General features: G+C 72.5%; 15 protein-coding genes and 1 pseudogene. 1 reads left to right on the top strand and 15 read right to left on the bottom strand.

The window, feature by feature from the left end; all coding sequences use genetic code 11:
• The 14 genes from R7226_RS14160 to R7226_RS14095 all read right to left on the bottom strand — a co-directional run bounded on the left by R7226_RS14160 (position 1) and on the right by R7226_RS14095 (position 13,484).
• The gene (locus R7226_RS14160; protein ID WP_318597824.1) at positions 1–1,911 is read right to left on the bottom strand and encodes an amino acid permease; all 1,911 of its coding nucleotides are present in this window, start codon (positions 1,909–1,911) and stop codon (positions 1–3) included.
• 36 nt (positions 1,912–1,947) lie between these two features.
• Entirely contained in the window at positions 1,948–2,862 is a 915-nt protein-coding gene (locus tag R7226_RS14155; protein ID WP_318597823.1) for a DMT family protein, read from the bottom strand.
• Positions 2,863–2,886: 24 nt separating this feature from the next.
• Entirely contained in the window at positions 2,887–4,596 is a 1,710-nt protein-coding gene (locus R7226_RS14150; RefSeq protein ID WP_318597822.1) for an MFS transporter, read from the bottom strand.
• A 64-nt stretch (positions 4,597–4,660) separates the two neighbouring features.
• Positions 4,661–5,392, bottom strand: a complete 732-nt coding sequence (locus R7226_RS14145; protein ID WP_318597821.1) for a FadR/GntR family transcriptional regulator — start codon at positions 5,390–5,392, stop codon at positions 4,661–4,663.
• Positions 5,393–5,477: 85 nt separating this feature from the next.
• Positions 5,478–7,550, bottom strand: coding sequence for a sodium-translocating pyrophosphatase (locus R7226_RS14140; protein ID WP_318597820.1), 2,073 nt, complete (start codon positions 7,548–7,550; stop codon positions 5,478–5,480).
• 170 nt (positions 7,551–7,720) lie between these two features.
• On the bottom strand, positions 7,721–8,179 hold the full coding sequence (locus R7226_RS14135; RefSeq protein ID WP_318597819.1) for a hypothetical protein: 459 nt from the start codon (positions 8,177–8,179) through the stop codon (positions 7,721–7,723).
• Positions 8,176–9,321, bottom strand: a complete 1,146-nt coding sequence (locus R7226_RS14130) for a carboxylate-amine ligase (protein WP_318597818.1) — start codon at positions 9,319–9,321, stop codon at positions 8,176–8,178. The genes R7226_RS14135 and R7226_RS14130 overlap by 4 nt, the downstream gene beginning before the upstream one ends.
• Positions 9,322–9,359: 38 nt before the next feature.
• Positions 9,360–10,025, bottom strand: a complete 666-nt coding sequence (locus R7226_RS14125; RefSeq protein ID WP_318597817.1) for a redox-sensing transcriptional repressor Rex — start codon at positions 10,023–10,025, stop codon at positions 9,360–9,362.
• 46 nt (positions 10,026–10,071) lie between these two features.
• Entirely contained in the window at positions 10,072–10,311 is a 240-nt protein-coding gene (locus R7226_RS14120; protein WP_318597816.1) for a glutaredoxin family protein, read from the bottom strand.
• Positions 10,308–11,327 carry a tRNA (adenosine(37)-N6)-threonylcarbamoyltransferase complex transferase subunit TsaD gene (gene tsaD, locus R7226_RS14115; protein ID WP_318597815.1) on the bottom strand — a complete coding sequence of 340 codons (1,020 nt, stop codon included), beginning with the start codon at positions 11,325–11,327 and terminating at the stop codon, positions 10,308–10,310. The genes R7226_RS14120 and tsaD overlap by 4 nt, the downstream gene beginning before the upstream one ends.
• A complete protein-coding gene (gene rimI, locus R7226_RS14110) occupies positions 11,327–11,827 on the bottom strand; it encodes a ribosomal protein S18-alanine N-acetyltransferase (protein ID WP_318597814.1) in 501 nt (166 codons plus the stop codon). The genes tsaD and rimI overlap by 1 nt, the downstream gene beginning before the upstream one ends.
• Positions 11,828–11,834: 7 nt before the next feature.
• Entirely contained in the window at positions 11,835–12,551 is a 717-nt protein-coding gene (gene tsaB, locus R7226_RS14105; protein ID WP_318597813.1) for a tRNA (adenosine(37)-N6)-threonylcarbamoyltransferase complex dimerization subunit type 1 TsaB, read from the bottom strand.
• Between the two features lie 94 nt (positions 12,552–12,645).
• Complete coding sequence (gene tsaE / locus R7226_RS14100) at positions 12,646–13,101, bottom strand: tRNA (adenosine(37)-N6)-threonylcarbamoyltransferase complex ATPase subunit type 1 TsaE (protein ID WP_318597812.1); 456 nt, start codon at positions 13,099–13,101, stop codon at positions 12,646–12,648.
• Positions 13,098–13,484 (bottom strand): hypothetical protein, encoded by a 387-nt coding sequence (locus R7226_RS14095; protein WP_318597811.1) that lies wholly within the window; start codon positions 13,482–13,484, stop codon positions 13,098–13,100. Before R7226_RS14095 ends, tsaE begins: the two co-directional genes overlap by 4 nt.
• A gap of 115 nt (positions 13,485–13,599) precedes the next feature.
• Between R7226_RS14095 and R7226_RS14090 the strand changes: the two genes are divergently transcribed.
• Entirely contained in the window at positions 13,600–14,967 is a 1,368-nt protein-coding gene (locus R7226_RS14090) for an MATE family efflux transporter (RefSeq protein WP_318597810.1), read from the top strand.
• Here the strand turns inward: R7226_RS14090 and R7226_RS14085 are convergent.
• A pseudogene (locus tag R7226_RS14085) lies at positions 14,873–15,294 on the bottom strand (hypothetical protein); the annotation flags it as partial. The gene R7226_RS14090 and the pseudogene R7226_RS14085 sit on opposite strands and share 95 nt — an antisense overlap.

The following is a 15,294-nucleotide window of genomic DNA, read 5'->3' as shown; positions in this document are numbered from 1 at the left end:
TCAGACCGCCTGCGCCGCTTCGCGCGTCGCGGTGCGGCGTCTGCCGCGACCGGACTCGATGATCACGCGGCAGGGCCGCTCGGCCAGGACGGTCTCCAGCGTGCGGCCGAAGATCGACCCGCCGCCGGCGCGCACCGGCAGCGGCATCACGATCGCGCGCGCCTGGATCGCGCGCGCCTCGTCGACGATCCGGCGGCCGGCCTGGCCCGGCCGGACCTTCTCCCAGTGCCCGGTCACGCGGCGGCCGCCCTGCACCTTCGCCTGCTCGATGATCGACTGCGCCGCCAGCTCCTGATCGGGCATCGCGGCGTTGATCGGGCTGGTCGCGGGGACGGTGATCGTGACGATCACATGGATGCCGCGATGTCTGCGCGCGGCCAGCTTGATCGCGGTCGCGAGCACGTCGGAGACGTACTCGCGCTCGTCGAAGGCGACCAGCACCGACTCGTACTCGGCCTCGTGGTCGATCACCGGCTTGGGGACCGCGACGCGCGTCGTCGTCGTGAGGTCGAGCCCCTGGTGGCGGCGGAAGAGGACGAAGACGCCGATGCCGATCACCAGCCACGTCAAGCCGACGATCGCGACGTCGAGGTAGAGCGCCGTCACGACGCACCAGGAGAGCGCGGTGAACATGCCGCCGAAGACGGCGAACAGCGGGATGTCCTTGCCCCGCCATCTGAGGTTGAACGGCCCGCGGTAGGGCCGTTCGGCGTCCGGATACTTGATCCGCAATCGCACCACGGCGGCGTGCGCGATCGTGAACGACAGCATCGCGCCGAAGGCGTAGAGGTTGCCGAGGAAGCCGGCCTGGCCGGGGATCATCGCGATGCAGGCGACGACCGAGAAGAGGATGATCCCGATCCACGGGGTGCGGAACTTCGGGTGCAGCTCGCGCAGCTTGTCCGGCAGCTGGCGGTGGACGCCCATCGAGTAGGTCAGGCGCGAGACGCCGATGATGCCGGCGTTGGTGGCGAGGAAGAGGATCGTCGCCGCCAGCAGGCCGACGTAGATCTCGGCGCCGTGCTGCAGCGGGCCGAGGTTCATGTGCTCGACGATCCCCAGCACGGGGTCGCCGGCGAAGCCGCCCTCGTCCTCCGGCAGGCCGAGCAGCGTCGTGCACTTGCCGTCGGCGTCGCAGCTGACCGGCAGCGCCGAGAGCGCGATCGCCGGCAGCAGCGCGTAGATCGCGAAGACGGCGATCACGACGCGGTTGATCGCCTTCGGGATCGATCTTCTCTCGTCCTTCGCCTCCTCGGCCATGTTCGAGATCGTCTCGATGCCGGTGTAGGCGATCATCGCGACCGGGATCGCGACGATGAACTTGTCCCACGTCGGAGCGATCCCCCACTGCACGTTGTCGATCAGCGTGTCCGGGCTGAAGACGAGCACGAGCCCGAGCGCGACCAGCAGCAGCTGCGTGGCGAAGTCGACGACCGCGAGCGTGATGTTGAGCCCGGCCGTCTCCTTCGCGCCGAAGACGTTCAGCGCCGCCAGCAGGGCGACGACGATGCAGCCGCCGATCACGTCGCCGGGGGCGTGGCGCAGCGGCTCCCAGAACAACGACCCGATGTAGTGCGGCACGAAGAAGGCCGAGATCGAGATCGTGATCGTGTAGTTGAGCATCTGGCCCCACGCGGCGAAGAACGACCAGAACTCGTTGAAGGCGCGGCGCGCGAAGCTGGAGGAGCCGCCCGCCTCGGGGTACATCGCGGTCGCCTCGGCGTAGGTCGAGGCGGTCAGGAAGAAGATCACGCCCGCGATCACGAAGACGATCGGCGTCAGGCCGAGCGCGAACGACGCGACGAGGCCCAGCGCGTAGTAGATCGACGAGCCGACGTTGCCGTAGGCGGTCGAGAAGAGAGCGTTGACCCCGAGCACGCGCTCGAGGCCGTGGAGGCGACGTTGGGCCATCTGGTGAGAGGTGGTGCGTTCCCTGCTGAACGGATGCTAGACCCGTGCGGGCCTCTCCGTGACGGTCGCCTCGTCCTCCTCGAGGACCGGGGCTGGTGGCGGCGTCAGCGCCGCCGCGACGATCACGAGCGCGAACGCCAACAGCCGCACCGCGACGCCGAGCGGGTCGCCGGGCATCGGCTCGCCGAAGACGATCGGGCCTGAGGCGATCGTCGTCAGATTCGCGGCGGCGCTGGTGACCGCGATCACCGGCACCGCGTCGCCGAGCTGGAGCGACTTCGCCGAGACGAGCAGGCCCGCCAGCGATGCGATCAGGATCACCAGGCTGAGCGGGTGGAAGACCGTCAGCAGGAAGCCGTCGTGGTCGAGATGGCCGCTCAGGGCCTTGATCGAGGTGTCCGAGGCCGCCCACAGCAGGCCGGCGGAGAGCGCGAAGCCGGCCGCGAGGCGGTTGCCTCTCCCCTTCCCGCGCGCGGCCACCACGGCGGCCGCGATCCCGGCGAGCGACAGCACCCCGACGTACAGCAGCAGCGTCCCGGTCGCGTAGTCGGAGTGGGCTTCGTCGCCGCCTCCCTCCATCGTGGCGGCGAGGAAGGCGAGCCCAGCCGCCATCAGCGCGACGCCGAGCCACTCGCGGCGCGAGACGCGCTGGCCGAACAGCTTGTCGGCGAGCACGGTCAGGAAGACGAGGCCGCCGGCGATCACCGACTGCACGAGCGTGATCGGCGCCAGCGCCAGCGCGCCGACGTGGAAGAACCAGCCGCCGAGCGCGACGAGGATGCCGATCGTGTACCAACCCGATCTGAACAGCACGATCGTGCTGTGCAGCGGCCGCTTCCAGTCGACCTCGGGCGCCAGCTGCGCGCCGCGGTGCTTGTAGAGGAAGCCGAGGACGCTCGCGAGCGCGGTCGCGAGCGAGAGCAGCAGGCCGAGTTGGACGGAGAAGCTCACGAGCGGCTCGCCAATGTAGCGGGATCAGGGGTTCAGCAGCCCGCCGAGCAGGCTCGTGACCGAGCGCGGATCGACGCCGTGGCGCTCCTCGAAGCGCTTCGCCGACTGCTCGTCGGCGAGTGCCAGCACCAGCTCCTCGCGGCTGACTCTCAGGCGGCAGGCGCCGGCATCGACGACTTCCAGCGCGCGATCCTGGAGGAAGCCGGTGAGGCCGCCGGAGTCGGGCAGGTCGCGGTCGCCGCAGGGATCGCCGATCGCGACCGGTTCCGGCGCGATCGACGCGTGCGCGGCGGCATAGGCCGGTGGCGCGGCGAGCGCGAGCAGCGTGAGCAGCAGGAGCGGGCTGGCCGCCCGCCCGCCCTTCCCATGAGGGCTGCGATCGGCCAGCAGCGCCAGCGCCGCCAGCAGCGCGAGCGCGCCGGCGATCAGGAAGGCCGGCCGGAAGGCCTCGCCGACCGCCGTCACGATCACCTCGTCGGCGCGCTCGGAGAGCTGGTCGTAGACCTCGCGATCGTCGCCGTCGAACATCTCCGCGTTGGCGGCGAGCGCCGCGTCGAGGCCGGCGCGCGGCTGCTCGGCATCGACACCGGAGAGCAGCTTCGGCGCCAGCTCCAGCTTGTCCTGCGGCGGCAGCTTCGCGTCGAGCACGAGCGCGACGCCGCGCTCCTTCGCGCGCTCGGTCGTGCTGTCGAGCTGGCTGGCGATCAGCGGCGCGACGGCGATCAGCACGACGGCGATGCCGACGTGCCGGATCGTCAGCAGCCAGGCGGCGTCGTGCGGCGTGCGCTCGGGCAGCAGCTCGCCGGCGAAGGCCGGCAGCGCCATCCCCATGCCGATCCCGGCGAGCGCCTGCGGCACGAAGGTCCAGGCGACGTTGGCGTCGGGCAGCCACGCGAGCGCGAGCACGCCGCCGCCGACGAGCACCGAGCCGGCCGCGGCGCGCTGGCGCGGCGGCCCACCGAAGCGGCTGCCGAGCAGCGCCGCGAGCGGCAGGATCGTGACGGTCGCGGCCGCCGCCAGCGGCGAGATCGCCCAGCCGGCGATCAGCAGCAGCACGAGCAGGAACAGCACCGCCGTCAGCGCCGCCGACAGCAGCGCCAGCGCGAGCGCCGGCAGGATGCGGATCGGCGCGGTGACGTGAGCGTCATCGACGACTTCGTGGACGGCCGTACCGGTCGGGCCGGTGGAATCGGCGCCAGCCGATTTCACCGTCCGCGGCCCACTCAGCGCCGCCAGCGCCGCGACCGCCGCCAGCGGCACCTGCACGATGAAGATCGCGCGCCAGTCGAACGCCTCCGTCAGCGCGCCGCCGAGCGCCGGGCCGATCGCGCTCGACAGCACCGCGGCGCCGAGCCAGTGGCGGCGGCCGGCCGGCGCGCCGCCGTCGATCAGCGCGAAGGCGGCGACCAGGCCGGCAGCGCCGCCGAGCGCCTGCACCCCGCGCGCGATCAGCAGCGGCGTCAGCGCGTCTGCGCCGGCGCAGACGGCCGAGGCGAGGCCGAACACGACGAAGCCGGCGGCGCCGAGCGCCGGCGGCCCGATTCGCCGCATCAGCCGCTCGGCCGGCAGCAGCGCGGCCGCCAGCACGAGCGTGTAGACGGCGATCACCGCCGCGACGCCTTCCACGGTCGTGTCGAGCTGCGTCAGCAGCTCAGGCAGCGCGAGCGTCACGATCGACGCGTCGGCGAGCACGAGTCCCGCAGCGGCGGTCACCAGCCAGAGGCGCAGCTTCATGGTGTGATGTCTACTCCACCAGCGCCTTCGCGCCTACCCCGGCCCGCCCCACGCGATGGTGGGGTCAGCCCCCTTGCCGCGCGTCGGCGATTCGCCACGCGTCGGCCTTGCCGACATGCGACAGGTGCTCGGCCATCGCCGCCTCGGCCGCCTGCGGGTCGCGCGCGGCGACTGCCTCGACGATCCGCCGGTGCTCCTCCAGCGCCCCTTCAGCGCGCCCGCGGAACCGTCTCGGGTCGGCGACGTGCTCGCTGTGCAGCCCCTGGATCGAGGCGAGCACGCGGCGCAGCAGCCCGTTGCCCGACGCGGCCGCGAGCGCCAGGTGCAGCTCGGTGTCGCACCAGCGCACGGTGTCGTTGTCGGGCGGGTCGGCGTGCGTGGCCCGCTCCATCCGCTCGACGAGGCCGCGCAGCGTCGCGATCGCCTCCGCGTCGGCGTGCTCGGCGGCCCAGCGCGCCGAGGCCGGCTCCAGCAGCTGCCGCACGGCGAACAGCTCGTCGAACGCGATCCGCTGGCGCAGCAGCGCCGACGTCAGCTCGTCGACGGTCGCCTCGACGTCGCGCACCGCGACGTACATCCCCTGGCGGCCGCGCACGTCGACCAGTCCCTGCGTCGAGAGCGTGCGGATCGCCTCGCGGATCGGGACGCGGCTGACGCCGAGCCGCTCAGCCAGCTCGCGCTCGGTCGGCAGCCGCTCACCGGGCGCGATCGCGCCGGTCTCGATCAGCTCGCGCACGTGGCGCTCGATCCGCCCGCGCAGCGATCCGTCGTCCACCCCCGCCGTCACGCCGCTCATCGCCGCAACGATAGAAGACGAACGGGCGGCCTGGGGCCGCCCGTTCAACGCGTCGTTCTCTCCTCCGACGACTGTGTGACGAAGGTTACACAATCAGCGGGATGATCAGGATCGCGACGATGTTGGCGACCTTGATCATCGGGTTGATCGCCGGCCCGGCGGTGTCCTTGTAGGGATCGCCGACGGTGTCGCCGGTGACCGCCGCGGCATGCGCCTCCGAGCCCTTGCCGCCGAAGGCGCCGTCCTCGATCAGCTTCTTCGCGTTGTCCCACGCGCCGCCGCCCGACGTCATCGAGACGGCCATGAAGAGGCCGACGACGATCACGCCGATCAGCAGTCCGCCGAGCGCCTCGACCGACAGCAGGCCGACGACCAGCGTCACGACGATCGGGATCAGCGACGGGATGATCATCTCGCGCTGCGCCGATCTCGTGACGATGTCGACGCAGGTGCCGTACTCGGGCTCCTGCGTGCCGTCCATGATCCCCGGCCGCTCGCGGAACTGGCGGCGGACCTCCTCGACGACGGCGCCGCCGGCGCGGCCGACCGCCTCCATCGAGAGCGCGGCGAAGAGGTAGACCATCATGCCGCCGATCAGCAGCCCGATCAGGACTGCCGGATCGCTGATCAGGAACGTGACGGGATCGCCCCCGCCCGCGATCAGCTCCTCGTTGAGCTCGAACTCGAAGGCGCGGAAGAGCACGAGCGCGGCGAGCACCGCCGAGCCGATCGCGAAGCCCTTCGTGACGGCCTTCGTCGTGTTGCCGACGGCGTCGAGCGGGTCGGTGACGTTGCGGACCTCCTCCGGCAGCTCGGCCATCTCGGCGATGCCGCCGGCGTTGTCGGTGATCGGCCCGAAGGCGTCGAGCGCGACGATCAGGCCGGTCAGCGACAGCATCGCCATCACGGAGACGCCGATGCCGTAGATGCCGGCGAGGTCGTTGGCCCAGAGGATGCCGAGCGCGAGCACGATCGCGGGCGCCGCCGTCGACTGGAAGCCCTGCGCGAGGCCCTGGATGATGTTCGTCGCGTGCCCGGTCTCCGACGCTCTCGCCGTCGATCTGACGGGCGCGAAGCGCGTCGAGGTGTAGTAGTCGGTGATGACGAACAGCAGGCCGGTGATTGCGAGGCCGATCAGCGAGCAGATGTAGAAGTCGCCGACGCTGGGAGCGTCCCCGGAGCCGCCGACCACTCGTGTCGTGACGCCGTCCATCATCCAGTGCGTCACCGGGAAGAAGGCGATCGCGGCGATCACGGCCGACGCTATGAGCCCCTTGTAGAGCGCGTTCTCGACGTTGCCGCTGGCCGAGCGGACGAAGAAGGTGCCGATGATCGAGGCGATGATCGAGACGCCGCCGAGCACGAGCGGGTAGATCGCGACCGCGCTCGACTCCTGGAAGGTGAGGACGCCGAGCAGCATCACCGCGACGGCCGTCACCGCGTAGGTCTCGAACAGGTCGGCCGCCATGCCGGCGCAGTCGCCGACGTTGTCGCCGACGTTGTCGGCGATCACGGCCGGGTTGCGCGGGTCGTCCTCCGGGATGCCGGCCTCGATCTTGCCGACGAGGTCGGCGCCGACGTCGGCGCCCTTCGTGAAGATGCCGCCGCCGAGACGGGCGAAGACGGAGATCAGCGAGCCGCCGAAGCCGAGCCCGATCAGCGCGTCGATCGCCTCCTTCGGTCTCTGATCGACCCACGAGGTGAGGATCCCGTAGTACGCCGCGACGCCGACGAGCGCGAGCCCGACGACGAGCATGCCGGTGATCGCGCCGCCGCGGAAGGCGACGCTCAGCGCCTTCGGAACGCCCTCGCGGGCCGCTTCCGCGACGCGCGCGTTCGCGCGCACCGAGACGTTCATGCCGATGTAGCCGGCCGCGGCCGACGACAGGCCGCCGATCGCGAAGCCGATCGCGACCCAGATGTCCTGGATGAAGATGAGTGCGACGAACAGCAGGATGCCGACGGCGGCGATCGTCGAGTACTGGCGGTTGAGGTACGCGCGGGCGCCCTCTTGCACGGCTGCGGAGATCGCGCGCATCCGCTCGTTGCCGGGCGAGAGCGCGAGCAGCGATCTCGCCGTGACGGCTCCGTAGACGAGCGCGCAGGCAGCGCAGGCAAGAGCGACCAAGACGCCGTGGTCGGTCAGAAAGCTGGACAAGACTTCGATCCTCCAGATTCCGTTGAACGACGACGACGCGCCAGGAGGCGCGCCGACACCAGCGTTGGGGCCGCGGCTACACGAGGCTCTCCACGGACCTCAATTGAAGCGTTGGCGAGCCTATCGCAGCGCGGGGACGCGCCGTCAAGGTTCTTGCGTAATGCGCGGGTCTACTGACCCGGGACCCACAGGCGGCCGCTGCTCTGCGCGGAGCCCGGGCCGGCCGGTCTCTGCGGCGGCTGCGGCGCGGCGCCGGCACCGGGGCCCGGCGCGGCCTCCGACGGCGGCTGGGGCGAGGCGGCGCCTCCGCCCTCCTGCTCGGCAGCCTGCACGTAGACCATCTGCAGCTGCGACAGCGCGTCCTTGATCGGTCTCGCCTGCTCGGGGCCGGCGATCAGCTCGACGAGCGGCAGCAGCGCGCGCACGCCCTCGATCCCGACGCGGACCTGGTCGAGGTCGCGCTCTTGCTCGGTGCCGGGCATCATGCCGGCGCGCATGATCGCGACGTTGAGGATCGAGAGGGCCGACTCGAGCACGACCTGCTCGACGCGGACCTTCTTCAGCTCCTCCTGGAGGGCAGCCTGCATCTCGGCCTCGGTCGGCTGCTGCTGCGGATCCTCGGTGCTCACACGATCGCCTCCTCGGCGTAGGTCTCGCGGGTGGCGCGGACGGTTGCGGCGTAGACCTCTTCGATGCCCGCTCCGGCGTCGATCATGCGCCGCTGGCGCTGCGCGCCGTTGAGCTCGGGCAGGACGACGTCGATCCCCAGCTCGCCGCGCATCGGCGCCGTCCAGCTCAGCAGCCGCTCCAGCGCGGCCTGGCCGGGGAACTCGACGGCGCGCTCGAGGTCGATCAGCGGGCCGTCGAGGCCGCGTCGGATCGCGCGCCACATGTTCTCCTCGATCAGCCGCGGCGCGGGGTCGGCGAACGGCACGCCCTCCTCCACGTCGCGCGCCGCCTGCGCGACGCAGGCGACGATCAGCGAGGCGAGCGCGTCGGACTCGGCGGCCGTCGACTGCGCGTCGCAGATCCGCACCTCGACGGTGCCGTAGGAGAGGTGCGGGCGGATCGACCACCACACCTGCGTGTACTCGACGATCGAGTTGGTGCGGAGGAGGAAGTCGAGGTAGTCGCGGAAGCCGGCCCAGGAGCCGAAGGCGTCGGGCACGCCGCAGCGCGGGAACGACTTCGTGAACGTCTGCGTGCGCGCGGTGTGGAGGCCGGAGTCGCGCCCGTCGACGTACGGCGAGTTGGCCGAGATCGCCAGCAGCAGCGGCAGCACCGGCCGCAGCCGGTCGCAGACCTGGACGGCCCGGTCGGCGCCTCTGACGCCGACGTGGACGTGCAGCGAGAAGGTGTTGTTGCGCCACGCGACGTACTTCAGCCCGTCCTCGACGCGGTGATAGTGCTCCGTGTCGATGATGCGCTGGTCGCGGTAGTCGCTGAAGGGGTGCGTGCCGGTCGCGCCGAGCGCGATCCCCTGCGCCTGCGCGAGCGCGAACAGGCGCTTGCGGTGCTCGCGCTGTCTGACGAGCGCCTCGGCGAGGTCGCCGCCGCGCATCGAGCGGATCTCGATCTCGGAGGAGATCAGCTCGCCGGCGATCGACTCCGACAGCAGCGCGTCGTCCTGCGCCGCGTCGCGCAGCTCCTCGAAGCGCGGCGCCAGTGCGAGCGTGCCGGGGTCGAGGACGGCGAACTCCTCCTCCAGACCGACGGTGAAGTCGGTCGAGTGCTCGAAGGCCCGGAGGGCGTTGTCGAAGTCGATGCTCATGCGTTGGAAGGCCGCAGGATGCCGGGCTGCGGTCTGCCTCAGGTGAGGTAGAAGTAGAGCGCGTAGAGCAGGTCGACCGCCGGGCTGGAGGTGTGGACGGTCACCTCCGGCGGGACCTGCAGCAGCGCCTCGGAGTAGTTGAAGATGATCTTCACACCGGCCGTGACGAGGTCGTCGGCGAGGCTCTGGGCCGCGGCGGTCGGGACGGCCAGCACGGCGACGACGATGTCCTCCTCGTCGACTATCGACTTGAGGTCGTGCGCCTGGCGGACCTGGTGGGTTCCGACCGTCTCTCCGACCTTCGACGGGTCGTTGTCGAAGATCGCGACGACGCGGAAGCCGTGGTCGGCGAAGATGTCCGAGCTGGCGATCGCGCGGCCGAGATGGCCGGCGCCGAAGAGCGCGATGTTGTGCTGGCCCGAGGTGCGCAGGATCTTGCGGATCTGCGAGACGAGCGAGTCGACGTTGTAGCCGACGCCGCGCTTGCCGAACTTGCCGAAGCCCGACAGATCGCGCCGGATCTGCGTCGAGTTGACGTGCGTGTAGTCCGACAGCTCCTGGGAGGAGATCGTCTCCTTCCCCATCTTCTTCGCCTGCGTCAGCACCTGCAGGTAGCGCGAGAGACGAGCCGCGACGCCGAGCGTCAGCTTGTCCCCCACCTTCCCGAACGGGGTCTCGGCGTCGTTCTCGATCATGGAGCTCATCGCACCCCACTGTACCGGCGCGCGCCCCGGACCCGCCGCGCGACTCTCATCCCGCCAGCCGGCGACGCAGCTCGTCCTCGTCGACGAAGAACTCGAACAGCTCCTCGCCGTCGAGCGCGACGACCGGAATGCGCTCCAGATATTTGCGGTGCAGCGCGTCGTCCTGCTCGATGTCGCGCTCGTCGAGCGCGAACGGCAGCTCCGCGCGGATCCGCTCCAGGATCGTCCGGGCGTCGTCGCACAGATGGCAGCCGGGACGGCTGTAGAAGACGACCGTCGGCGTCACAGCCCGCGCTCGCCTGTCGCGAAGGCGTCGAGCGTCAGGTAGTCGGGGAAGGCGACGGGATCGAGGAAGCGCGCCGCGGAGGCGATCATCGCGGCGTTGTCGGTGCACAGCTCGCGCGGCGGGACGTGGAGGTCGGGCGCCAGCTCGCGCATCCGCTCGCGCAGCGGGCCGTTGGCGGCGACGCCGCCGCCGAGCGCGAGCCGCTCGATCCCGGTCTGCGCGCGGGCGCGCTCGACGCGGCGCGCGAGCGTCTCGACGATCGCGCGCTGATAGGAGGCGGCGAGGTCGGCGCGGCGCTCCCGAGCCCCTTCCTCCCCCAGCTCGCGCGTCTTGTACAGCAGCGCGGTCTTGAGGCCGGAGAAGGAGAAGTCGAGCCCCGCCACCTGTGCCGCGACGGGGAATGCGAAGGCGGTCGGGTCGCCGTCGGCGGCGAGCCGCTGCAGCGCCGGCCCGCCCGGGTAGCCGAGCCCGAGCAGCCGGGCGCCCTTGTCGAACGCCTCGCCGGCGGCGTCGTCGAGCGTCGAGCCGAGCACCTCGATCGAGCCGCTTCTGCCCCAGCTGGCGCCGTGGTCCTTGACGTGCGCCAGCAGCGTGTGGCCGCCGCTGGCGATCAGGATCAGGAACGGCGGCTCGATCGGGTCCGGTCTCAGGAACGAGGCGGCGACGTGGCCGTGCAGGTGGTCGACGGGGATCAGCGGGAGTCCGTGCGCGGCGGCGAGCGCCTTCGCCGTCGCGACGCCGACCAGCAGCGCTCCGACCAGCCCCGGCCCCTGCGTGACGGCGACGGCGTCGACCTCGGGCAGCGTCGTGCCGGCCTGCGCGAGCGCGTCCTCGACGACCGTCTCGACCAGCTCCAGATGGTGGCGCGAGGCGACCTCGGGCACGACCCCGCCGTAGCGGTCGTGAACCCCTTGGGAGGAGATCACGTTGCTGCGGATCTCGCCGTCGCGCGTGACGACCGCCGCGCAGGTGTCGTCGCAGCTCGTCTCGAGCGCCAGAATGGTGCCGGGGGCCATCAGAGAGCCACGTTCGGGATGTCGTCCATGCGGCCGTCGAGCGTCGCCGGGGTGCGCCACATCACGAGCGCGTCCTCGCCGTTGTCCTGGTAGTAGCGGCGCCGGCGGCCGGCCGAGAGGAAGCCGAACTGCTCATAGAGGGCGATCGCGCCGTCGTTGGAGGGCCGCACCTCCAGCGTTATCTGCGCGCCGTCGTTGCCGCCGACGCGCTCGATCAGGTCTCTCAGCAGCGCCGAGGCGACCCCCTGGCGACGGGCCGCGGGGTCGACGGCGATGTTCATGATGTGCCAGACGGTGTCGTAGCGCGAGCAGATCAGGTGGCCGACGAGCTCGCCGTCGCGCAGCGCCGCGAGACAGACGCCGGAGGCCTTCGACAGCTCCAGCACGAACATCGCCAGCGACCACGGCGTCGGGAAGGCGCGCCGCTCCAGCGCGATCACGTGCGGAAGGTCGGCATAGGTCAGCCGGCGGATCTTCAGCGGGGTCGACGTGGCGGTCACGATGTGCTCAAGGCCCGGCGGTCCGGCGGCGCAGCGCCAGCTCGGCGTCGGGAAGTCGGATGTAGGCCGGAAGGACCTCGTCACGAGCGTGCGGCGGCGTCGCCGCGGCGAGCCGGCAGTGCGCTGCCGCGTCGACGCGATGGTCCGGCGAACCGTCCGCCGGAACCATGACCCCGGCCGCTTCCAGCTGTTCCCGAAATCGTAGCGCCCCATCCCCGACCGCCAGCGAGCGCGGCGGCAGCTGCGCGACGGCGGCGACGAGCGCCTCCGGCGTCAGCGCGGCCGGCGCCAGCAGCGGCTGGGCTGACGCGTCGGCGGCGGCGGAGGCGGGCCAGGCGGCGGCGAACGCCTCGCCGCGGCGAGCGTCGAGGACGGCCACCACCACATCGGTGTCTGCAGGGACGGCGTTCGACGCCAGCGCGTGCAGCGTCGAGACCCCCACCAGCGGCAGCTCGTGCGCCTGTGCCAGCGCGCGCGCCGTCGCGACGCCGATCCGCAGCCCCGTGAAGGTGCCGGGGCCGACGCCGACGGCGAGCCGCTCGAGCTGCGCGAAGCCGATCCCCGCCTCCTCCAGCAGCTCGACGGCGAACTTCAGCAGCAGCGTCTGGTGGCCGGGCCGCTCGCCGGGGCCGGGATCGTGGCGCCGCCCGAGCGTGCGGCCGTCGGGCAGCGCGAGCGCGACGGTCGTCGACGGCGTCGCGGTGTCGAAGGCGAGGATCGTCATCTGCCCACCAATCGTCGCGCACGCGGCGCGACGGCGTCGCGCGGCGGCGCGCCCGCGCCCCGGCCGCAGCCCGTGGAGGGCGTCGCGCGGGCGCTCAGGCCGGCGCGACCGTGATCGTCCGCCGGTCGCCGCCGGCGTGCTCCAGCCGCACCCGCGCCGCGACGGCCACGCCGGCCTCGGCGAGCGCCGCCTCGGCGATCTCCGGCCACTCGACGAACGTGATCCGCTCGGGCCCGATGTAGTCGGACAGCAGCGCGGGATCCTCGTCCTCCAGGCCGCCGAGGCGGTAGAGGTCGAGGTGGGAGACGCCGACGCGACCGTCGTAGCGGCGGCCGATCGTGAAGGTCGGGCTGGTGACGGCGCCGGTGACGCCGAGCGCCCGTGCCGCGCCGCGCACGAACGTCGTCTTGCCGGCGCCCAGCTCGCCGCTCAGCAGCACAACGTCGCCGGGCGCGAGCGCCGCCGCGACACGTGCCGCGAGCGCTTCCGTCTCGATCGGGCCGGCAGTCGCGTGGACGCCGGTCGGGAGCGGCTCGCGCCGCTCGCTCATCGCGGCCCGTCGACCGCCGGCTCGGCGCCGTCGAGGCGCAGGCGGAGGCCGCCGCCGACGAGCACCAGGCCGCTCCCGAGCAGGACGGTCAGCAGCAGCTCCGGCCCGGTCCGCGGCAGCGACCCCGACGGCGGCGTCGCGGTCGCCGTCGGCGCCTGCGCCAGCAGCTCCTCGGGGTCGCCGGCGTCGGCAAGCAGCGTCGCGGCGTCGCGCTGCGCCAGCGGCGTCTCGGTCAGCCTCGGCGCGTCGCGCGGGACCGGCGCCTCGCTCAGCGGCGCCGCCGCGGCGAGCAGCTCGGCCGGCGACTGCGCGGAGGCCGCCGACGGCAGCGCGACGGTGGCGGCGAGGGCGAGAGCGGCGATCTGGGCGGGGCGGCTGCGCATCAGGGCGCGGAACCATAACTACGCCGCCGTCGGACTGCGCTGTCGTTTTCCTGCAACGTGCGAACAAATCCCCGACGGCCCCGGTGCACGGTTAAGCTGACCATCCGTGCCAGACATGCCGACGACACCCGGCGGGGTTCCCGGCGGGCGTCGTTCCCGTCTGAGCGCCCTGCGCCAATCCGACCTCGCGAAGGCCGGCGGCCTCGCCGTGGCGATGATCGTCACGAACGTCGTCGCGCTCGGCACGACGGTCGTCTTCGCGCGCCTGCTCGACGACTACGGCTCGCTCGCGGCGCTCGTCTCCTACGTGCTGATCCTGTCGGTCGCGGGACAGGCGATCCAGGTCGCGACGGCCCGCGAGGCGGTGCTCGGGACGCTCGGCACCGGCCCCCAGCTGGCCGCGACGCTGCGCAGCTGGACGCGCGTGCTGCTGTTCGCCACGGCGATCTCGGCGGTCGTCTCGGTGCTGCTGCGGGCGCCGATCGCGGCCGCCGTCGGCGTCGACCAGGAGTGGGCGGCGGCCGCCGGGCTGCCGAGCGGCGTCCTGTGGCTGCTGCTGTCGATCCTGCGCGGCGCGCTGCAGGGACTCGGCGACTACCGCGCCGTCGGCGTCAGCATGATCGGCGAGCAGACCGTGCGACTGCTCGCAGGCGCGCTGCTGGCGGCGATCGGCCTCGACGTCACCGGCGCCTTCCTCGGCAGCACCGTCTCGTTCGCCGCGACCGCGGTCTGGTGCGGGCTGGAGCTCCGCCGCCGGCTCGCGCCCGTCGACGCCGGCAGCAGCACGCTCCACGCGGCGCTGCGACTGCGCGACCACGTCGCGCGCGCGTGGGCGCCGATCGCCGGGCTGATCGTGATCGCCGTGCTCCAGAACATCGACGTGATCGCCGCCAAGCACCGCTTCTCCGAGGACGTCGCCAGCTCCTACGGCGCGACCGCCGTCGCCGCGAAGGCGCTCGTGTGGGTCGCGATGGGCGTCGGCTTCTACCTCGTGCCGGAGACCTCCCGGCGCCATTCCCACGGCGAGGACACGCGTCCGGTGCTCGCGCGCTCGCTCGCGATCGTGCTCGTCTGCGCCGCGCCGGCGCTGCTGATCTTCGCCGCCGCCGGCGAGCCGCTGCTGCGAGCGGCCTTCGGCGCCGACCGCCTGCTCGCCGCCGACGCGCTGCTGCCGCTCGGCATCGCCTTCACGCTGCTCGCGCTCACCTACCTCGGGATCCAGTACCTGCTGGCGCTCCACAAGGTGCTCTTCCTCGTGCCGCTGGCGCTGATCGCGCTGGCCGAGCCGGTGCTGCTGATCGTCGCCGCGCCGAGCACGCCCGACGGCTTCGCGACCGTCGTGTTGGCCGTCCAGGCGGCCGCGGCGGCGATCTCGCTGGCGCTCGCGTTCAGCCGGCTGGGGGGACCCGATCGCGCTCGGCAACGAGTGCGGCGACCCGCTCGGCGGCAGCCCGCAGCCGCCGGAAGTACGCCGCCCGGCTGAGCGCCAGCTCGTCGGCGGCCTGCTCATGGCTGGCGGCGGGGTCGAGGTAGCCGCGCACGAGCACCCGCTCCAGCAGCCGCTCGTTCGGCGTCTCACCGAAGGCGCGCGCCGCCGCCTGCTCCAGCAGGGCTCGCACCGACGCTGCCCGCTCCTCCTGCGTGACGCCGGTCGCGAGCGGGCTCTCGGCGAGCTTGTGCGGCACGCCGAGGTTGCGCAGCGCGTCGCGCACGTCCTCCGCGCTGACGCCGCCCTCTCCGGCGAGGCCGGCGGCGGGCGCGGTGCCCGCAGGGCCGGCGGCACCGGCGGTGCCCGCGCCGGCGGCCGGCG

Source organism: Conexibacter stalactiti (assembly GCF_033542075.1).
GTDB classification, from domain to species: domain Bacteria; phylum Actinomycetota; class Thermoleophilia; order Solirubrobacterales; family Solirubrobacteraceae; genus Conexibacter; species Conexibacter stalactiti.
The sequence above is the reverse complement of the archived record's forward strand: the minus strand, read 5'-3'. Positions and strand labels throughout refer to the sequence as shown.